Source organism: Faecalibacterium sp. An121, assembly GCF_002160915.1.
Lineage (GTDB): Bacteria > Bacillota > Clostridia > Oscillospirales > Ruminococcaceae > Faecalibacterium > Faecalibacterium avium.
This window is the reverse complement of the sequence record NZ_NFLM01000020.1, coordinates 1-19579: the sequence shown is the minus strand read 5'-3', so window position 1 is coordinate 19579 and position 19579 is coordinate 1. Positions and strand designations below refer to the sequence as shown.

Sequence of the window (19579 nt, the reverse complement as noted above, 5' to 3'; positions counted from 1 at the left end):
GAAATCAGCAAGACAAACAAGCATGAGCTTTGAGAGAGGAGCCTTTATTATGAGCAAGATCATTGGTATCGACCTTGGTACGACCAACAGCTGCGTCGCCGTGATGGAAGGCGGCGAGCCCGTCGTCATCCCCAACGCCGAAGGCGCCCGCACCACCCCCTCGGTGGTGGGCTTCACCAAGACCGGCGACCGCCTGGTGGGCCAGGTGGCAAAGCGCCAGGCCATCACCAACCCTGAAAACACCGTTTCGTCCATCAAGCGCAAGATGGGCACCAACGAAAAAGTCACCCTGGGCGGCAAGGAGTACACGCCCCAGCAGATCAGCGCCATGATCCTGCAGAAGCTGAAGGCTGACGCTGAGGCTTACCTGGGCGAGACTGTCACCGAGGCCGTCATCACCGTGCCCGCCTACTTCAACGACAGCCAGCGCCAGGCCACCAAGGACGCCGGCACCATCGCGGGCCTGAACGTCCGCCGCATCATCAACGAGCCCACCGCCGCATCCCTGGCCTACGGCATCGACAAGGAAGATGACCAGAAGATCATGGTCTACGACCTGGGCGGCGGCACCTTCGATGTGTCCATCATTGAGATGGGCGACGGCGTCACCGAGGTCCTGGCCACCAACGGCGACACCCACCTGGGCGGTGACGACTTCGACCAGCGCGTCATCGACTGGATGGCAGACGCCTTCCAGAAGGAGAACGGCATCGACCTGCGCAAGGACAAGATGGCCGCACAGCGCCTGAAGGAGGCCGCCGAGAAGGCCAAGATCGAGCTGTCCAGCGCCATGACCACCCAGATCAACCTGCCCTTCATCACCGCGGACGCCACCGGCCCCAAGCACCTGGACATGACCCTGACCCGGGCCAAGTTCAACGAGCTGACCGCCGACCTGGTGGACCGCACCATGACCCCCGTGCGCAAGGCTCTGGCCGACGCCGGCCTGCACGCCTCTGACCTGAAGAAGGTCCTGATGGTGGGCGGCTCCACCCGTATCCCCGCCGTCTACGACGCGGTCAAGAAGGAGCTGAACTGCGAGCCCTTCAAGGGCATCAACCCCGACGAGTGCGTGGCCATCGGCGCTGCTATCCAGGGCGGCGTGCTGCAGGGCGACGTCAAGGGCCTGCTGCTGCTGGACGTCACCCCGCTGAGCCTGGGCATCGAGACCCTGGGCGGCGTGTGCACCAAGATCATCGACCGCAACACCACCATCCCCACCCACAAGAGCCAGGTGTTCTCCACCGCAGCCGACAACCAGCCCTCCGTTGAGATCAACGTGCTGCAGGGCGAGCGTGAGTTTGCCCGCGACAACAAGAGCCTGGGCGTGTTCCACCTGGACGGCATCGCACCGGCTCCCCGCGGCGTGCCTCAGATCGAGGTCACCTTTGATATCGACGCCAACGGCATCGTGAAGGTCAGCGCCAAGGACCTGGGCACCGGCAAGGAGCAGCAGATCACCATCACCGCTTCCACCAATATGTCCAAGGAGGATATCGACAAGGCCGTCAAGGAGGCCGAGCAGTATGCCGCCGAGGACAAGAAGAAGCGCGAGGAGATCGACATCCGCAACGGCGCCGACCAGATGGTCTTCCAGACTGAGAAGATGCTGAAGGAGAACGGCGACAAGCTGCCCGCCGACGTCAAGAGCGAGGCCGAGAGCAAGCTGAGTGACCTGAAGAACGCCCTCCAGTCCGGCAGCATCGACGACATCAAGTCCAAGCAGGACGCTCTGAGCCAGGTGTTCGAGCGGATGTACCAGGCCGCAGCCGCCGCACAGCAGGCCGCAGGCGCAGCCTCCGGCCCCGATACCGGCAGCAATGGCGGCAGCAGCAAGCCCAACGATGACGGCGTCGTGGACGCCGACTTCAAGGAAGTCTAATCAAGCGGATCATGCACTGGCTCTCCGGCCAAACCGGCGGGGGCACAGGCTGAAAGGGGAGCGCCGGTGCCTGCCGGCAGCTGCCCGCAAAAGGCAAAGCCGCTCCGGTTTTCCGGGGCGGCATTTGCCGGTTTTACAGGCCAGCGCGGCTGGCAGGCGAGAGGTGAGTGGAAATGGCACAGGAAAAACGTGATTATTACGAAGTCCTGGGTGTGTCCAAAACGGCCACGGATGAGGAGATCAAAAAGGCCTACCGTAAGCTGGCTTTGAAATACCACCCGGACTACAACCCCGGCGACAAGAGCGCCGAGGAAAAATTCAAGGAGATCAACGAGGCCCACGAGGTCCTCTCCGATCCCGAGAAGCGCAAGCGCTACGACCAGTTCGGCTTTGCCGGGGTAGACCCCAACTATGCGGCCAGCCAGGGCGGCGGGGCAGGCGGTTTCGGCGGCTTTGGCGGGATGGACTTCGGAGACATCTTCGGGGATATCTTCGGGGGGAGCTTCGGCGGCTTTGCGGGCGGCTCCCGCTCCAACCCCAACGCCCCCCGCAAGGGTCAGGACATCCGGGTACGGATCACCCTGACCTTTGACGAGGCGGTGCACGGCTGCAAGAAGAACATCACCATCACCCGGCAGCAGGCCTGCACCGAGTGTGGCGGCACCGGCGCGGCCCCCGGCACCAGCCCCGAGACCTGTCCCGACTGCGGCGGCCGCGGCTACACCATCCAGCAGCAGCGCACCCCCTTCGGCGTGATGCAGAGCCAGCAGCCCTGCCAGCGCTGCGGCGGCAAGGGCAAGCTGATCCGCACCCCCTGCAAGGTGTGCCATGGCAGCGGCAAGGTATCCACCAAAAAGACACTGGAAGTCAGCATCCCCATGGGCATCGACGACGATCAGAGCTTTGCTTTGCGCGGGATGGGCGACGCCGGCTCGAACGGCGGCCCCGCCGGCGATGTGATCGTCATGGTCACCGTCAAGCCCAGCGACCTGTTCCAGCGGGACGGCTACGACGTGTGGGTCACCGTGCCCATCACCTTCAGCCAGGCGGTGCTGGGGGATAAGATCACCGTACCCACCATCGACGGCAAGGTGGAATACACCCTGCCCGAGGGCACCCAGAGCGGCACCACCTTCCGGCTGCGCAGCAAGGGCATCCAGTATCTGAACGGCCGGGGCCGGGGGGATATGTACGTCAAGTGCGACGTGGAGATCCCCAAAAAGCTGAACAAAGCCCAGCGGGACGCCCTGAAGAAGTTCGAGGACCTGATGAAGGACGACAACTACGAAAAGCGCAAGGGCTTTTTCCGCAAGCTGAAGGACATTTTGAACAGCAACAAATAACGCACGCACATAAAGAAACCGGGGGCAGCGCGTCAAACGGCACGCCGCCTCCGGTTTTTTTGCACAAAAAGGGCGGCGGCCCGCCGCAAAAGTCAGGTCGCCGCCCTATTCAGGTCTTGGGTATACCCTCTGTCATCAGACAGTGGCAAATGCCAGGACGTCACCGATCCAGCCAATGGGGGAGAAGACAGCAGTGCTGGTAGCGCAGATGCTGCGGATGCAGTTCACCACAGAAGAAGTGGTGTAGTCCACCCAGGCGTCAACGCCCTTCTCCAGGTCGGTGCCCAGATCGCCGCTCTTGTTGGCAGCATACCAGCCGCGGGCGCCGATCAGCAGATCGAGCCAGTTCCAGTACCAGCCGATGGTGAATGCAGCACCGAGGCCCCATGCAACATAAGTAGCTACAGGAGCGCCGCCGGAGGTGTAGGTCATTTCTTCCTCGTTCATGACGTTGTAATTGGCAGGCATACGAACAGTCATTTCCATAGTAATACTCCTTTGCTTTGATTTTTACCGATTGGAATGCTAAAAGGCGGCCGCCACCAAGGTGGCGGCCGCCCATTTAGACCTTTGGTAAGACCCTTAAACGGTGGCGAAGGCGACCGCAGTGACGACCCAGCCGATGGGGCCGCTCAGGCTGCCGGCGGTAGCCAGCACGCTGCGGACACAGTTCATCACAGAAGAAGTGGTGTAGTTGAGCCAGGTGTCAATGCCCTTCTCCAGATCGGTGCCGATGTTGCCGGTCTTGTTGGCAGCATACCAGCTGCGGGCGCCCAGCAGCTGATCGACCCAGTTGTACAGCAGCAGGCCGCCAACGACCAGAGAGCCAGCCAGCGACACATAATAAGCCGCGGGAGCACCACCGGTGGTGTAGGTCATTTCTTCCTCGTTCATGACATTGTAATTGGCGGGCATACGAACGTTCATTTCCATAATAACACTCCTTTTCTTTGCGAAGGTTAAATTTTATTGTAACGGCACATTCCAGCTTCCAACTGGAGAAGGTCCCAGCAGAAATGCGTCCGTTTGCAAACAGGGATCAGATGATCAGCAGGACGGGGATGCTGATGGGCCACAGGGCCACCACCATGCCGGCGGCTACCAGATCGCGCGCGAAGTAGGACACCGACTTGGACATATCAGCGCCCAGATCGTCAACAGCCCGGCCCAGGATGGTGAAGATGTTGCCGTCCGCGTTGTTGTCCAGCCAGCGGTTGGCCTGCTGGAGGCCCCAGATGTAGCTTGCCCCCAGAACCACGACACCCACCACGCTGGCCACAGTGCCCAGCGTGCCCAGGGTCTTGTTGGTGGCATCCACTGCATCGTCCACCGCGTTGCCCACGTCCTCAAACAGGCTGCCGCCGTTGAGATAGACCATTTCGTCCTCTGCGATGGGAGCGAAATGCTCAGGATAACGGATCTTCTGTTTCATAGGTAAAATCTCCTTTGCTTACAAGGGCCGCGACAGGAAAACCGGCCGCAAAACAGATTCCCTCACGTATCCGGGGTTCACGCTCATTTTACCACATTGTGAGAGAATGCTCAAGAGTTTCCATTCAAAAAGGTTAAAATTTAGGCTTTTTCTATAAGTTACAGCCCGTATCTTTGTGAAAACCGGAAGCCTTTTATCCCTCGATCCCCGCCCGGTAGAGGTAGGGATCGCTCTTGAAACTGTCAAAGCTGTACAGCACCAGGATCTGGTCATACTGGTTTTCCTGGATCAGGGCATCCAGACCGTAATTGTAGTTGCGCAGGTCGATGACATCGATATCCGCATAGTTGGCGGTGAGGAAGGGCACCAGGGAATTGGCGTAGCTGTCCTTGATCACCAGGATGCGGCCCTGGCCTTCCCCTTCCACCCGGCTCAGGCCGTTGTTGCCGTGCAGGAAAGCCGCGTACTTGTCGTAGGCGTCCAGCTTGGCGAGGTCATACAGGCCGGTGGTCTGCCCTTCGCCGGGCATCCCCGGCCCGGTCACCTGGTAGATGGTCAGGGGGGCGTCCAGCTGGTAGTAGGTCAGCACATCGGGCCTGGCGTTCCAGGTGCGGGCCCGGGAATAGAAGGTGCCGTAGAAGTTTTCCACCTCCACGGCGGTGTGGGCCGACCGGTCAAAGGGGACAAGCCCCAGCGTCTGGCACAGCTGATCGTAGGCGTAATAGGCCCCCAGGGTGGTCCAGTGGTGGTCGGTGCGGTAGTAGATATACTCGTCCTTGTGGGCCTCGAGGGCCTCCTGCAGGGGGACAAAGGTCCCGCCGGCCTGCTCCACCGCCGCCCGGATCTGGGCGACGTAGCTCTCCTCCGACAGCAGCGGCGCCCCTGCGGGCACCCGCTCGGGATAGACAGCCGCCGCCGAGGGGGCTACCATGGCGTACACTTTGCCGGGATAGCGGCCCGCCAGGGCGGCCACCGCCGCGATGTTCCGGGGCAGGGTGCGCTCCTCGCTGGAGACAAGGCCGTAGGTACGGTCGAACATCTGTCCGCCGGCCCCCAGCAGCACCCCGCCGCTCTGGGTCTTTTGGAGCAGGGTGGTCTCCACAAAGCTCTGCAGCCCGATCCAGGCGTCGCGGCCGGGGATCTGGTCTTTGGTGTACTGGGAGTAGCTGTTGAAAAAGTCGTTCAGGCCGCGGGCGGTCAGGATCTGCGCGGTGACGGCGGGGCGCTGGGTCAGGGTGGTGTTTTCCAGCTCGCTGATCCGGCGGTCCGGAGTGATGCCGTCCAGCAGGAACACCCCCGCAAAAAAGGCTGTGAACAGGATCAGCACCGGGTAGCGGCCCAGTGCCCGCAGCCCGCCGGGCTTTGCGTGTTTTTCCATAGGGGCGCCTCCTTAAAAGTTGAAGTAGAGGAAGGGGCTGTTGGTGCTGCCCACCACATAGGCGGTGGAGACCACCAGCAAAAGCCCCACCGTTAGCACCCGGGTCCAGCTGCGCTTTTTCAGCTTGTCCCACAGCTTTTCGATCAGGGGGGTGCAGCAGATGAAGGACACCACCAGCAGAACGCCGTAATTGCGCAGGAAATACAGCGGAGACACGCCGCCGCTGGGCACGAACAGCTTGCGGAACAGCAGCCCGAACTGCACGCCGGGGTCGTTGCCCACGAACATGGCCCAGCCCACCACCACAAAGAACAGGGTGTAGATATGGGGCCACACCCGGCCCTTTTGCAGGTGCTTGAGCAGGAACAGTTTTTCCGCCGCCAGAAGCACGAAATAATACAGGCCCCAGCAGATGAAGTTCCAGTTGGCGCCGTGCCAGATGCCGGTGAGCAGCTCCACGATGAACAGGTTGAAGATCTGCCGCCTGAGCCCCTTGCGGTTGCCGCCCAGGGGGATATACACATACTCACGGAACCAGCTGGACAGGGTCATATGCCAGCGGCGCCAGAATTCGGTGATGGAGGCCGAGATATAGGGATAGTTGAAGTTCTGGGGGAACTCGAAGCCCATCATCTTGCCCATGCCAATGGCCATCATGGAATAGCCCGAAAAGTCGAAATACAGCTGGAAGCTGTACGCCAGGATGCCCAGCCACACCAGCGGAGTGGAGGCGTTGGCCAGCCCCACAAAGGTGACCGAGGCGTCGTCGGCCACCCCGATGATATCGGTCCACAAGGCGCCCACCGCATCGGCCAGCAATACCTTTTTGGCCAGGCCGAAGGTGAAGATGGTCATACCCTCCTCGATCTGGGACAGGGAATAGCGGTGCTTGTACACGTGCAGCTGGGCCGCCACGTCCCGGTATTTGACGATGGGGCCGGCGATCAGCTGGGGGAACATGACCACATAGGCGCCGAAATCGATGATGTTCTTTTCCGAGCCGACATCGTGGCGGTAGACGTCGATGGTGTAGGACAGCGTCTGGAAGGTGTAGAAGCTGATGCCCAGCGGCAGCACGCTGATCCCCTCGATGGGGGCAAAGTGAGTGCCCAGCAGGGCATTGACGCTCTCCAGCACAAAATTGGCGTATTTGAAATAGAACAGCATCCCCAGGCTGCCCACCAGAGCCGCCACCAGGAACACCCGCTGCCAGCCCCGCCGGCCCTCGAAATGGGCGATGGCCAGGCCGCACAGGTAGTTGATGAGGATCAGGCTCAGCATCACCGGGAAGAACCGCACTTCGCCCCAGCAGTAGAACACCAGGCTGCAGATAAACAGGACGGTGTTCTTGGCCCTGGCCGGGGCGATATAATAGGCCGCCAGGGTGAAGGGCAGGAAATGGAACAGGAAGATGATCGAACTGAATATCAAGGTGGTGTCTCCTTCTCACAGGCCAGAATCAAAGAAGAGCCCATGCCATGGGATCGGCTCTGGGGCAGACGCTTACTGGGCGTACTGGTCCATGACGCTGTCGACAGCGCCGGAGATATCGCCGGTGGACTCGTTGGACGCAATGACCATCACCACCAGGTTGTCCCGGCCCGAGATGACGGCGTTTTCCACATTGGACTGGGCCTGGCCGAACTCGGCATAGTTGCCGTAGAAGGCCACCTGGTCCTGCTTGTAGGTCTGCAGCTGCTCGCAGATGGCTTCCGACTTGCCTGCGGCGGGCTGGATCACCAGCACCAGGCCCGCGTCGCCGTTGTCGTTGCTGCGCACCCCCTTGTAGGCGGTCACATCCTCCGCGGCCAGGCCGAAGTCGTACTCGATGTTCATGGCCGCGATCTCGAACTGGTTGGAGATGGGGTTTGTCTCCAGCAGCTGGCTGACAATGGCATCCAGGTCCACTGTGCCGTTTTCGGCGGTACGGGCGCCGGAGCCGGCATCAGCCGAGGAGGCGGGCGCCGTGCTCTGGGCGCTGGAAGCAGTGCTGGAAGAAGACCCGCCGCAGCCCGCCAGAAGGGCGGCACACAGGGCAAGGGCGGTCACGGAAAGCAGAAATTTACGTTTCATCATGGCAAGATTCCTTTTCTTTCTCATCAGTCTATCCATTCTGCACCAGGGGGCGCCGCCGCACGCCGCCGGCCGCCGGCAGACCCGGCCTGCGCGCCTTTTCTGGGATACAAGAAAAGGGGACAGTCGGGGGCAACAAGCGCGCAGCATAGCGGATTTTTGGGGGCGCTTCCCACGGCGCGGGATCGCTTTGCAGGCTTTTTGCAAGCCATGCTTATCTTATCATATCGGGCCGCAAAAAGCAATCGGAGCCAAAACTTTCACAGCCCTCACGCAGCCGCTGCCGCCGCCTGCAGCTGGGCGATGTACTCCTCAAAGATCAGGCCGCTGGCCTGGATGCGGGCCGCGTTCTCGGGGCCCACATACCGCCAGTGCCAGGGCTCATAGGTGATCTCGGTGACCGCCTCGGCCTGCTCCCCCTTGGGATACCGCAGGATAAAGCCGTAGTCCACCGCGTGCTCGCACAGCCAGGCAAAGGCCTCGGTATTCTCAAAGCCCTCGTCAAGGGTGGTGTATTCGGGGCAGTTCAGGTCAGCGGCCAGGCCGCAGTTGTGCTCGGAATAGCGGGGCGGATTGACCACATTGGCCGCCATCTGGCGGGCGGTGGCCTCGTCATAGCCCTGGTTGAGATACTGCTGGGTCTTGTTGTTGTAGAGAGTGGTCTGGTATTCCACGCTGCGGTAGCCGCTCTGCATCCAGATGGTGACCCCGTCGGCGGCGGCTGCCGCCTGCATGGCCAGGAACGCGTCGGCCGCCTCGGTCTGGAGGGTGTCGTTGATGGACAGGGACGAGCCGCACTCCTTGGTATCGAAGGTGTAATCCTCGGGCATGGGGGTGTCGTGGTTGACCAGCACCATCCGGGGGTCGGCCAGGATGGCGGCAGCTTCTGCGGCAGCCTGGGCCCGGGCGGCGCTGGAAGCCGCCTGTTCATGCAAAGCAGCCGCAGCGCTGGAGGCCGCAGCGGCGCTGGCGGCGGCCGCCTCATCCCGGGCCTGCTGGGCGCGGGCCGCCTGGATCTGGAAACGGCTGCCCACAAACACGACGCCCCCCGCCACCAGGCCCAGCACGGCCAGGCGGGTCAGCAGGTGGAAGATACGCCGGGCGCGGCGCTGGCGGCGGCGACGGCGCATCTGGGCGGCGTTCATGGGCGGACGGCCGCCGGGGCGATGGCCGCCCTGGGGGCGGCGCGGATCATTGGACATGGGTTGGATAAAGATCCCTTCTTTCTGTAAAGATTGGACAGATGAACGTGTATAGATACGCTCCGCCTGGGCACCTTAATGAACAGAACACCAGGAGCGAGGCGAAACGATATGCATTTGTCAGCGGAAGAATACGCCCGCAGGGTCCGGCAGACGGGACCGCCCTCCCCTCTGGGGCGGGACTGCCTGTGGGCTTTCTGCACGGGAGGCGCCATCTGTGCCCTGGGGGAGCTGGTGCGCCGGCAGTACCTGGCGGCCGGGGCGGACCCCGCCACCGCCGCCACCCTGACCAGCTGCACCCTGATCGCCCTGTCGGCCCTGTGCACCACCCTGGGGTGGTACCAAAAGCTGGCGTCCCGGGCGGGTGCGGGCAGCCTTGTGCCCATCACCGGCTTTGCCAATGCGGTGGTCAGCGCGGCCATCGAGTTTTCCCCCGAGGGACACGTCACCGGCACCGGCACCAAAATGTTCACCATCGCGGGGCCGGTCATCGTCTACGGCACATTGGCCTCGGCGGTATACGGCGCGGGGCTGTGGCTGGGGCAGATGGCGATGGGTCTTGTATAGAGAATACGCCTGCCAGATGGAAAATATTGCAAAAGCCGGGCGAACGGCAGGCCGTTTTTCGGGCCCGGCGCAGAACATGGAAAGGAGTGGATGCGGTTGGCGCTGCGGCAAGGCGACACCCTGCGGTTTGCAAGGCCGCCGGTCATTGCGGCACACGCGGCGGTGGGGGGCAAAAAGGAGAGCCGCGGGCCTCTGGCGGACTGTTTTGACCAGCTGAGCCAGGACAATCTTTTTGGCCAGAAAAACTGGGAGGCCGCCGAGCGGGCCTTGCAGCTGCGGGCGGCCCGGCTCTGCCTGCAAAAAGGGCACGCCGCCGAGGACTCGGTCAGCCTGGTCCTGGCCGGTGACCTGCAGGCCCAGTGCACCGCCTCCAGCTATGCCATGCGGGAACTGGACATCCCCTTTGCGGGGCTGTTCGGGGCCTGCAGCACCATGGCGGAGGCTTTGGGCCTGGGGGCCGCCCTCTGTGCCGGGGACCTCGCCGAGGGGGTGCTGGCCATGGCCTCGGGGCATTTCTGCGCCGCCGAGCGCCAGTTCCGCACCCCGCTGAGTTACGGCGCCGTGCGGGCCCCCACCGCCCAGTGGACCGCCACCGCGGCCGGCTGCTGCCTGCTGCGGCCCCGGGGAACGGGGGTGCAGGTGCGGGCGGTCACCCTGGGGCGGGTGCAGGACTACCAGGTCCGGGACATCAGCAACATGGGGGCCGCCATGGCACCCGCTGCCGCCGCCACCCTGCTGCGCTATCTGCGGGACACCGGCACGGCGCCCGCCGCCCTGGACTGCGTCTACACCGGAGACCTGGGCCGGGTAGGCAGCGCCCTGCTGGCCCAGCTGCTGGAGGCCGAGGGCGTGACGGGGCTGCGCCACCAGGACTGCGGCTGCCTGCTCTATGGCAGCGACCCCCAGGTGCGCAGCGGGGCCTCGGGGCCGGGCTGCTGCGCCAGCGTGCTGTGCGGGCATATCCTGCCCCTGCTGGAGCGGGGCGAGATGGGCCGGGTGGCCTTCATCGCCACCGGGGCCCTGATGAGCCAGACCACCTTTTTGCAGAAAGAGACCATTCCGGCCATCGCCCACCTGGTGGAGCTGGCCGCGCCGGCCCAAAAGGAGGGATAAGCGATGGCATACGTCTGGGCTTTTGTGGTGGGCGGGGCCATCTGTGTCGTGGGACAGCTGCTGCTGGACCTGACCAACCTGACCCCCGCCCGCATCCTCACCGGCTATGTGGTGGCCGGGGTAGCCCTGTCCGCTTTGGGCCTGTACGGCCCGCTGGTGGACTTTGCAGGCAGCGGCGCCAGCGTGCCTTTGCTGGGGTTCGGCCACCTGCTGGCTCAGGGGGTGCAGCAGGCGGTGGCCCGGCAGGGGCTGCTGGGCTGCCTGACCGGCGGGCTGCAGGCGGGAGCCGCCGGCATCACCGCCAGCCTGCTGTGCGGGGTGGTGTGCTCCTTTGTGGGCAAAAGCCACGACCAGAACTGACCGCCCCTTTTCGCCCCTCTTTGCGCCCAGGACATGGTATGCTGGGCCAAAAGGGGGCGTTTTACATGACGATACGAGCTGTATGCCTGGGGGCCGCCGGGATGCTGGGCGCGCTGCCCGGCCTGTTCTGGGCCTGTCAGGGGCTGGCCGCCGCATGGGCGGGCCAGGGGCCTGCCTTTGGGCCGGGAGCCCTTGCGGCGGCCTGGGCGGCCTGTCTGGCGCTGGCACTGGGCTGGGTCTGGCTGCCCCAGGCTCCCCTTGGTCCCGACGGCCTGCTGGAGCCGGTCCCGGGTCCCGTAAAAACAAAAGCCCTCCTGCCGGGTGAATGGCGCGGAGAGCTTTGTTCGTCAAACGTATCGAACCAGTCGTGAACGGCTTAGACGGCCTTGTTGGCGCGCTTGGCCATGCGGCTGATCTTGCGGGACGCGGTGTTTTTCTTCAGCACACCCTTGGCGCGGGCCTTGTCGATCGCGGAAACAGCAGCCAGGACAGTAGCGTCCTTGTCAGCGGCTTTGGCATCGATGGCAGCGTTTGCCTTCTTGACGACTGTTTTCAGGTTGGTCTTAATGGCCTTATTGTGAGCCCGCTCTGCAGCAGACTGGACAACGCGGTCCTTCTGGGATTTGATGTTAGGCATTCGTTCCACCTCCTTGGCTACCTATAACAGCGCACTCTATAATAGCATATTCGCCGTATTTGCGCAAGCTTTTTTTCAAATTTTGTTTGAAAAAATTTCTTTTGCCCACACTTTGGCCAAAGCAGCCGGCCAAAACCGGCCAAAGGAGGCATCGGAATGCGCTATACAGACATGGCAGACGAACTTTTCGGCCCCGGACAGGCCGCCGGGGACCGGACCGGGATACGCCTGGCCACTTTGCGCCAGAACGGGATGCGCCTGACCCGGGTGGAGATCTCCCGGGACGGGCTGGCCCGGCCCCGGGGCCGGTATGTCACCCTGGAGACCCCCAGCCTCAGCCTGCTGGACGAGCGGGACACCGCGGTCATCGAGCTGGCGGCGGAGGAACTGCGGGCCCTGCTGCCCCCCGAAGGCCCGGTGCTGGTGCTGGGGGTGGGCAACCGCCGGGTGACCGCCGACGCGCTGGGGCCCCGGACGGTGCAGCATGTGCTGGTGACCATGGGGGCCAGCCATCCGCTGCCGCTGCGGGGGATCCGGCCGGTGGCGGCGGTGGCCCCGGGGGTATCCCAGTCCGCCGGGCTGAGCCTGCAGGAGCTGGCGCGGGCCCTGGTGGGGGCGGTGCGCCCCACCGCCCTGCTGTGCGTGGACAGCCTGTGCTCCTCCGAGCCCCAGCGTCTGGGCCGCACCATCCAGTTTTCGGATACCGGGCTGGCCCCCGCCGACCCCGGTTCCAGCCGCCATCTGGACGCCGCCGGCCTGGGGGTGCCGGTGGTGGCGGCCGGGGTCCCCACCCTGATGGAGGCCGTCGAGGGCAGGGATCTGGTGGTAGCGCCCCGCGCCCTGGACAGCGTCATCGCCCATGGGGCGGCTTTGCTGGGGGCGGCCATCAACCGGGCCCTGCAGCCCCGCCTCACCGTCAACCAGCTGTGCTGGCTGGCCAGCCAGGCATAAACCGGCTTCCCTGGCGCATATACCTGTCTATATCATGCAAGGCAGGGAGGTGAGGCCATGGGCCCCGCGCAAGAACGTTCCGCCGCCGGCGGGCCAAAGGGTTCCGGGACAGGCCGGGCGGCCGTGGGGGCCGCCGCAGTGATGCTGGCCCTGGCCCTCTGGGGCAGAGGGCTGGCCCTGGTGCTGGCCGGCGCCCTGGTGGGGCCGGTGCCCGCCCTGCGCACCGCCCTGGCCCTGGCCGGAGACCGGCAGGTCCCCGCCTCCAGCGCGGCGGCGGAAAGCGGCCCGGCTCCCGCCGCTTCCAGCCAGACGGACGGCGCCCCCGGCATCCAGTCCTACCTGGTGGAGCTGCAGCCCGACAGCGCCATGCCCTCCGACGCCCAGGGGGTGGTGGAGACGGCCTATGGCCAGGGCAGCGGGGAAAAATACATCGCCTGCGCCGCCGGCACCATCAAGAACAACACCAGCGTCCCCTCCGCCGAGGTGGCCGCCGAGATCCAGAACCCGCTGCCCTTCCAGGTCCAGCTGAACAGCCCCGAACCCCAGGTGCTGATCATGCACACCCACGCCACCGAGTGCTACCGGATGAGCCAGGGGCTGTGGGCCGACCCCGCCGGCGGGGCCCGCACCACCGACCGGGCCTCCAATATGTGCGCGGTGGGCCGGGTGATGGCCGACACCCTCAACGCCGCGGGGATCCACACCCTCCACGACGAGACCCTCAACGACTATCCCAGCTACAACGGCAGCTACGCCAACAGCCGGGCGGTGGTGCAGCAGTACCTGGCTCAATATCCCAGCATCAAGGTGGTGGTGGACGTCCACCGGGACGCCATCGAGAACGCCGAGGGGGCCCGGATGGCCCCGGTGGCCGAGATCCAGGGGCAAAAAGCCGCCCAGGTGATGCTGATCTGCGGGTGCGACAACGGCTCCACCGTGTCTTTGCCCAACTGGAGGCAGAACCTGCGGTTTGCCGCCGCCTGGGAGAGCGCCATGGAGGGGATGTACCCCGGGCTGACCCGTCCGGTGCTGTTCAGCTACCGGTTCTACAACCAGGACCTGACCACCGGCAGCCTGCTGCTGGAAGTCGGCACCCACGGCAACAACCTGAACGAGGCTTTGTACGCCGGGCAGCTGGCCGCCAACGCCCTGGCCGCCGCCCTGACCGGGACCGGTTGACAAACGGACGCAGATATGATATAGTGCCACTATCCGAAAAGCGACGATCGGGAAAAGTACCCCGCCCCACGACGGCACAGAGAGCAGGCGGCGCTGTGAGCCTGCCCGCAGGGAGGGAGAAAGAACACCCGGGAGCTGCAACCTGAACCCCGCCCCGGCGGGCAGTAGGCGCGCCGCCCACCCCAGCGTTAAAAGGGGAGTGCTTCGCCTTTGCGGGCGTGAGCATATGAGACCGGCCGCCGGCCGGTGAATTCAGGTGGCACCGCGGACATTACAAGACAGCTTGTTCGCCCTGGAGTTCTGGGGAGAAAGCTGTCTTTTTATTTTCGTTTGGAGGTATGACCGCAATGGAACGCACCGAGATCGCATCCCTTTACCGCGCCACCCCGGCCGACGGCACCGTCCTGACGGTGTGCGGCTGGGCCAAGAACATCCGCGACAGCAAAAACATCGGCTTCATCGCCCTGTCGGACGGGGGCTGCTTCAAGACCCTGCAGGTGGTCTTTGAGGCCGCCCGGCTGTCCAACTACGAGGAAGTGGCCCACGCCGGCCTGTACACCAGTATGCGGGTGACCGGCCGCCTGGTGCTGACCCCCCAGGCCAAGCAGCCCTTTGAGCTGAACGCCGACACCATCGAGATCCTGGGCCAGTGCCCCTCGGAGGACTATCCCCTGCAAAAGAAGAAGATGAGCATGGAGTATCTGCGCACCATGCCCACCCTGCGCCCCCGCACCAACACCTTCAACGCGGCGTTCCGGGTGCGCAGCGTGGCGGCCTACGCCATCCACCGCTTCTTCCAGGAGAACGGCTTTGTGTACGCCCATTCGCCCATCCTCACCGCCTCCGACTGCGAGGGTGCGGGCGAGATGTTCCGTGTGACCACCCTGGACCTGGACGACCTGCCCAAGACCGAGGACGGCCGCACCGACTACGCCAAGGACTTCTTCGGCCGCCCGGTCAACCTGACCGTGTCGGGCCAGCTGGAGGCCGAGGCCATGGCCATGGCCTTTGGCAAGGTGTACACCTTCGGCCCCACCTTCCGGGCCGAAAAGAGCTTCACCACCCGGCACGCCGCCGAGTTCTGGATGATCGAGCCCGAGATGGCCTTCTGCGACCTGTCCGGCTATATGGACGTGGCCGAGGCCATGACCAAGTATGTCATCCGCTATGTGCTGGACAACTGCCCCGACGAGATGGACTTCTTCAACAAGTTCATCGACAAGGGCCTGATCGAGCGGCTGGAGCTGGTGGCCGGCAGCGAGTTCGGCCGGGTCAGCTACACCGACGCGGTGGAGATCCTGAAAAAGAACAACAAGAAGTTCCAGTACCCCGTGGAGTGGGGCGTGGACATCCAGACCGAGCACGAGCGCTATCTCACCGAGGTGGTGTTCAAAAAGCCCGTTTTTGTCACCGACTACCCCAAGGAGATCAAGAGCTTCTACATGAAGCAGAACCCCGACGGCAGGACGGTGGCCGCAGCCGATATGCTGGTGCCCGGCATCGGCGAGCTGATCGGCGGCAGCCAGCGCGAGGAGGACTACGGCAAGCTGGCCGCCCGGATGGACGAGCTGGGCCTGGACAAAACCGGCTACGACTGGTATCTGGACCTGCGCCGCTTCGGCACCGTGGAGCACGCGGGCTTCGGCCTGGGCTTTGAGCGGATGCTGATGTACCTCACCGGCATCCAGAACATCCGCGACGTTCTGCCCTTCCCCCGCACCGCCTACGGCTTCTGAGCCCCGGCGCCCCTGATCGAACGTCTGCCTGCCGGCAGATCCATCCCTGTCCAGGCCGCCGGCCTGGACGTTTTGTTGTGAGGTCGTATCGTGGAACACATCGCCCCCGCCCTTTTGCAGTGGTTCGGACAGAACCGGCGCACCCTGCCTTTCCGGGAGGACCCCACCCCTTACCATATCTGGGTCAGTGAGATCATGCTCCAGCAGACCCGGGTGGCGGCGGCCCTGCCCTATTACGAGCGGTTCATCCGGGAGCTGCCCGACATCCCCGCCCTGGCCGCCTGCCCGCCCGACCGGCTGGACAAGCTATGGGAGGGCCTGGGCTATTACCGCCGGGTGCACAGCATGCAGCAGGCCGCCCAGGTGGTCTGCCGGGAGTACGGCGGGCAGCTGCCAGCCGACTACGACAAGCTGCTGGCCCTGCCGGGGGTAGGACCCTACACCGCCGGAGCCATCGCCTCCATCGGCTTCGGGCTGGCGGTCCCCGCCGTGGACGGCAACGTGCTGCGGGTGTTCGCCCGGCTGTACAACGATCCTTCTCCCATCACCGACCCCGCCGTCAAAAAGACCTTCACCCGGCGCGTGATGGACCACCAGCCCCCCGACGCCCCCGGGGACTACAACCAGGCCCTGATGGAGCTGGGCGCCCTGGTCTGCCTGCCCGGCGGCGCGCCCCTGTGCGGCAGCTGCCCTCTGGCCGGCCTGTGTCAGGGCCGCCGGGCCGGCACCGCCCGGAGCCTGCCCTGCAAGCCCCAGCCCAAACCCCGCCGGATGGTCCCGGTGACGGTGGCGCTGGTGCGCCGGCAGGATACAGGGGAATGGCTGCTCCAAAAGCGCCCCGCCGGCGGCCTGCTGGCCGGGTTGTGGCAGCCTCCGGCCTTTGAAGGGGAGCGCCTGGACGCCCCCGGCGCAGCCGCAGCCCTGGCCGCCATGGGCGTGCAGACCGACCCGGACAGCGCGCAGCCCCTGCCCGCCTCGCGGCACATTTTCAGCCATGTGGAGTGGCAGATGACCGGCTGGCAGCTCTCCGCGCCGCAGCAGCAGCCCCCCGAAGGCTGCGTCTGGGCCGGCCCCGAACAGCTGCAAACCGGCTACGCCCTGCCCGGCGCCTTCAAAGCGTACCGAAAATTCCTGCTCGGGTGAGGGAAATTTTGTGGATTCCGGTTGTAATTTTGTCCGCCAGCGGGTATAATAGAGATATTCCGGGGGCAGCGGTGCCGCGCCCCCGCGGGTAGGAGGGTGTTGGCCATGTCTCTCGTCTTTCAAACTTCTGTCCATATCTTCTCAGCTATGATCGGGATGCTGAAGATCGCGCTGCACCTTGCCTGCCGGTACAACGAGATGAAAAAGCGCCTTGCGCGTGAAAAGGAGAGTGCTCGACCTATGAAGAAATCCTGTCTGATCGCCGTGATCGCCGCTCTGGCCGCCGTGGCCGGTGCCCTGGCCGCTGTGGCTGTTTACCTGCGCCGCCGTGAAAAAGAGCTGGACGAATACGAGCGTCTGCTCTTTGGGGAGGACGAGGCTGTCCCCGCCGACACCGAAGACGAAGGGGATGCCGGCGACGCCGAGGCTGCCGGCGAGGATGCGGCAGAGGAGTAACCCTGCGCCGGCGGCCGGAGTCCGGGTTTTGTCCCGGGGCACGGCCCGGTAAAAATGGATCCAGGGCGCACCGCGGGGGCCTTTGTGCCTGCCGCCGGTGCGCCTTTGTTTTTTGCAGACAAGGAGGAATCACACCATGCGGATCATCAAACACATCCTGTTGTGGCTGGTGGGTGTGGCGCTGGGGGTGGCTGTGCTGTTGGGTGCGGTGATGGCAGCCAGCTACTCTTTCACCACCGACGGCAGCCGCCCGGACCCCGGCGCCCAATTCGGCTCGGCTGCCCTTGCGGTAAACGGCAGCTGCTGGCGGGTGCCCCTGATCGGCGGGATGCTGGACAAGGCCTTCTACGCTCCCTCCACCCTGTCGGTGCAGAAGCTGGGCGTGCTGTACGAGGCCCATCCCGAAGTCACCCTGCCCGAATGGGCCACCCATGCCACCTTGCGCATCACCGCCGACGGCCTGGGGGACGCCGCCTATTTTGACGGCACGGTGGAGGAGTATGCGGGCTTCCTCTATCCGGCCAACGGGGAATACAAGGCCCAGCTGACGGTCTGGCGGCTGCCGGTCGGGATGACCGATGTGGATTTCGGCCAGCCTGCCGACGGGGCCATCCTGCGCAACAGCGGGCTGGAACGGCCGGCCAGGGCGGCGGGGTATTACCAGTATTCCTTCCGGTTCACCATCCAGGCGTCGGCGGAGCTGGAACTGTCGGCCCAGCGCATCGAGCAGGGCGGGGTAGCCGCTCTGGAAATCAGCGGGATGGTGGGCAGCGGCACCCCCACGGTGGAGACCGACCTGGGGTCGGTCCAGTGCGTCCGCAGCCCGGCGGGATGGCGCTGCTACATACCCGCAGCCTACAACGCCTCGGCGGGCAGCCACGACATTGCCGTCACGGTGAACGGCGAGACATTGACCATCGCCCTTGGGGTCAGCGCCAAAGATTTCGGGGAGGCGGAGGCCCAGCCCGACCCGCCCGCGTCTGCCGCCGCCAATGAGGAGTTCCGCAACGTCATCTGGGCCCAGTACGAGGCTCAGGCCCGGGACAAGCTGTGGCATGGGGCCTTCCTGTGCCCGGTCGAGCTGTATACCGTCCTGCTGGACTACGGCCAGACCCGGGTGATGGACGGCGCGCGGACCACCCAGTCCAACTCCACCCTCCTGTACACCATCCCCGGGGACCCGGTACGGGCTCCCGCCGACGGCGTCGTGGTGGTGGCCCAGAACCTGGCTTTGACCGGCAACACCATCGTCATCGACCACGGCTGCGGGCTGCGCAGCTATCTCTACGGCCTGGCGGACCTCCATGTGGAAAAGGGCCAGTCGGTGGCGCGGGGAGACGCCATCGGCCAGGCAGGGGAGGAGCTGACCATGGATTTCAAGATCGGCAGCAAGAGCATCAGCCCCTGGCCCCTGTTCCAGACCAGCGGAGGGCTGTTCTGGCGGGAATTCTGACCCTGCAACTCCTTTGCAACCCCCTGTTGCGGAATAGTTGGTGGATGCAACCGGCCTTTTCTGCTATGCTGGAACCACCAAATGAAAGGAGCTGATCGTCATGAAACTTGCTGCGATCGAAATCGTCGGAATGTTTTTATCCTTCCTCATCCTGGCTGTCGCCGTGGTGCTGCCGCTCATCCTGCTGGTCCTGTGCATCCGGGCGCTGTGGATCTACATCAAGACCCACACCAAAGCCCAGGAGGTCAAAAAGGAGACCGCCGCCGTCCGCAAGACCCTGGCCGAGACCCTGAAAGATCACCGCACCCGCTGCCGCATGACCCAGGAATTTGTGGCCGAGAGCCTGGGGGTGTCCCGTCAGGCCGTCAGCAAATGGGAGACCGGCGACTCGGACCCCAGCATGTCCAACCTGGTGCTGCTGGCCAAGCTCTACGGCGTGCCCCTGGAAGAACTCCTCCAAAATGTGATCTGAGGATCGGCCCCTGCTTTCCCCCGGGAAGACCGGGGCTTTTTGGATTTTGGGCGCACAAACACAATGCGGGGGCCGGCTTTGCAGCCGGCCCCCGCAGAGGGACCCTATCTTTCGTGACGCAAAAGTTCTTTTGTTTTGGTGCGATCAACAACAGAAGGAATATTGGTTCTATTCCTCTTTGCCGCCACATCGGATGGGTGTT

21 protein-coding genes are annotated in these 19579 nt (G+C 64.4%); 13 read left to right on the top strand and 8 right to left on the bottom strand.

Annotated elements, in window-relative coordinates; translation table 11 throughout:
• Nucleotides 1–49: 49 nt before the first annotated feature.
• Together dnaK and dnaJ are read left to right on the top strand one after the other, a co-directional pair.
• Nucleotides 50–1882, top strand: coding sequence for a molecular chaperone DnaK (dnaK, locus tag B5E66_RS10320; RefSeq protein WP_087232516.1), 1833 nt, complete (start codon nucleotides 50–52; stop codon nucleotides 1880–1882).
• Between the two features lie 173 nt (nucleotides 1883–2055).
• Nucleotides 2056–3225, top strand: coding sequence for a molecular chaperone DnaJ (gene dnaJ / locus B5E66_RS10315; protein WP_087232513.1), 1170 nt, complete (start codon nucleotides 2056–2058; stop codon nucleotides 3223–3225).
• Nucleotides 3226–3360: 135 nt separating this feature from the next.
• Here the strand turns inward: dnaJ and B5E66_RS10310 are convergent, their stop codons facing one another.
• The 7 genes from B5E66_RS10310 to B5E66_RS10280 all read right to left on the bottom strand — a co-directional run bounded on the left by B5E66_RS10310 (nucleotide 3361) and on the right by B5E66_RS10280 (nucleotide 9310).
• Complete coding sequence (locus tag B5E66_RS10310; protein ID WP_143406977.1) at nucleotides 3361–3711, bottom strand: hypothetical protein; 351 nt, start codon at nucleotides 3709–3711, stop codon at nucleotides 3361–3363.
• 96 nt (nucleotides 3712–3807) lie between these two features.
• Nucleotides 3808–4158: a hypothetical protein gene (locus B5E66_RS10305; RefSeq protein WP_143406976.1), complete on the bottom strand. Its 351-nt coding sequence runs from the start codon at nucleotides 4156–4158 to the stop codon at nucleotides 3808–3810.
• A 106-nt stretch (nucleotides 4159–4264) separates the two neighbouring features.
• Nucleotides 4265–4657, bottom strand: a complete 393-nt coding sequence (locus tag B5E66_RS10300) for a hypothetical protein (RefSeq protein WP_087232503.1) — start codon at nucleotides 4655–4657, stop codon at nucleotides 4265–4267.
• 193 nt (nucleotides 4658–4850) lie between these two features.
• On the bottom strand, nucleotides 4851–6035 hold the full coding sequence (locus B5E66_RS10295) for a DHHW family protein (RefSeq protein WP_087232500.1): 1185 nt from the start codon (nucleotides 6033–6035) through the stop codon (nucleotides 4851–4853).
• Between the two features lie 12 nt (nucleotides 6036–6047).
• A complete protein-coding gene (locus B5E66_RS10290) occupies nucleotides 6048–7466 on the bottom strand; it encodes an MBOAT family O-acyltransferase (RefSeq protein ID WP_087232497.1) in 1419 nt (472 codons plus the stop codon).
• 72 nt (nucleotides 7467–7538) lie between these two features.
• A complete protein-coding gene (locus tag B5E66_RS10285; protein ID WP_087232493.1) occupies nucleotides 7539–8111 on the bottom strand; it encodes a DUF4358 domain-containing protein in 573 nt (190 codons plus the stop codon).
• Between the two features lie 266 nt (nucleotides 8112–8377).
• Nucleotides 8378–9310 (bottom strand): M15 family metallopeptidase, encoded by a 933-nt coding sequence (locus B5E66_RS10280; RefSeq protein WP_242958154.1) that lies wholly within the window; start codon nucleotides 9308–9310, stop codon nucleotides 8378–8380.
• A 111-nt stretch (nucleotides 9311–9421) separates the two neighbouring features.
• Here B5E66_RS10280 and B5E66_RS10275 point away from each other — a divergent pair, with 111 nt between their 5' ends.
• The 4 genes from B5E66_RS10275 to B5E66_RS10260 all read left to right on the top strand — a co-directional run bounded on the left by B5E66_RS10275 (nucleotide 9422) and on the right by B5E66_RS10260 (nucleotide 11721).
• Nucleotides 9422–9877 (top strand): SpoVA/SpoVAEb family sporulation membrane protein, encoded by a 456-nt coding sequence (locus B5E66_RS10275; RefSeq protein ID WP_087232490.1) that lies wholly within the window; start codon nucleotides 9422–9424, stop codon nucleotides 9875–9877.
• A gap of 96 nt (nucleotides 9878–9973) precedes the next feature.
• Nucleotides 9974–10990 (top strand): stage V sporulation protein AD, encoded by a 1017-nt coding sequence (locus B5E66_RS10270; protein WP_087232487.1) that lies wholly within the window; start codon nucleotides 9974–9976, stop codon nucleotides 10988–10990.
• Between the two features lie 3 nt (nucleotides 10991–10993).
• Complete coding sequence (gene spoVAE, locus B5E66_RS10265; protein WP_087232484.1) at nucleotides 10994–11350, top strand: stage V sporulation protein AE; 357 nt, start codon at nucleotides 10994–10996, stop codon at nucleotides 11348–11350.
• Nucleotides 11351–11415: 65 nt separating this feature from the next.
• On the top strand, nucleotides 11416–11721 hold the full coding sequence (locus tag B5E66_RS10260; RefSeq protein ID WP_087232481.1) for a hypothetical protein: 306 nt from the start codon (nucleotides 11416–11418) through the stop codon (nucleotides 11719–11721).
• 5 nt (nucleotides 11722–11726) lie between these two features.
• On the opposite strand, the gene rpsT is transcribed toward B5E66_RS10260, so the two are convergent.
• Entirely contained in the window at nucleotides 11727–11987 is a 261-nt protein-coding gene (gene rpsT, locus B5E66_RS10255; RefSeq protein ID WP_087232478.1) for a 30S ribosomal protein S20, read from the bottom strand.
• Nucleotides 11988–12143: 156 nt separating this feature from the next.
• Between rpsT and gpr the strand changes: the two genes are divergently transcribed.
• The 7 genes from gpr to B5E66_RS10220 all read left to right on the top strand — a co-directional run bounded on the left by gpr (nucleotide 12144) and on the right by B5E66_RS10220 (nucleotide 19377).
• Nucleotides 12144–12938: a GPR endopeptidase gene (gene gpr / locus B5E66_RS10250; protein ID WP_087232475.1), complete on the top strand. Its 795-nt coding sequence runs from the start codon at nucleotides 12144–12146 to the stop codon at nucleotides 12936–12938.
• Nucleotides 12939–12995: 57 nt separating this feature from the next.
• Complete coding sequence (spoIIP, locus tag B5E66_RS10245) at nucleotides 12996–14117, top strand: stage II sporulation protein P (protein ID WP_087232472.1); 1122 nt, start codon at nucleotides 12996–12998, stop codon at nucleotides 14115–14117.
• A 347-nt stretch (nucleotides 14118–14464) separates the two neighbouring features.
• Nucleotides 14465–15853, top strand: a complete 1389-nt coding sequence (gene asnS, locus B5E66_RS10240) for an asparagine--tRNA ligase (RefSeq protein ID WP_087232469.1) — start codon at nucleotides 14465–14467, stop codon at nucleotides 15851–15853.
• Between the two features lie 90 nt (nucleotides 15854–15943).
• Nucleotides 15944–16996, top strand: a complete 1053-nt coding sequence (locus B5E66_RS10235; protein ID WP_087232466.1) for an A/G-specific adenine glycosylase — start codon at nucleotides 15944–15946, stop codon at nucleotides 16994–16996.
• A gap of 105 nt (nucleotides 16997–17101) precedes the next feature.
• On the top strand, nucleotides 17102–17452 hold the full coding sequence (locus tag B5E66_RS13425; RefSeq protein ID WP_242955992.1) for a hypothetical protein: 351 nt from the start codon (nucleotides 17102–17104) through the stop codon (nucleotides 17450–17452).
• A 136-nt stretch (nucleotides 17453–17588) separates the two neighbouring features.
• Nucleotides 17589–18905, top strand: coding sequence for a murein hydrolase activator EnvC family protein (locus B5E66_RS10225; RefSeq protein WP_242958153.1), 1317 nt, complete (start codon nucleotides 17589–17591; stop codon nucleotides 18903–18905).
• Between the two features lie 100 nt (nucleotides 18906–19005).
• Nucleotides 19006–19377: a helix-turn-helix transcriptional regulator gene (locus B5E66_RS10220; RefSeq protein ID WP_342395003.1), complete on the top strand. Its 372-nt coding sequence runs from the start codon at nucleotides 19006–19008 to the stop codon at nucleotides 19375–19377.
• Nucleotides 19378–19579 lie beyond the last annotated feature (202 nt).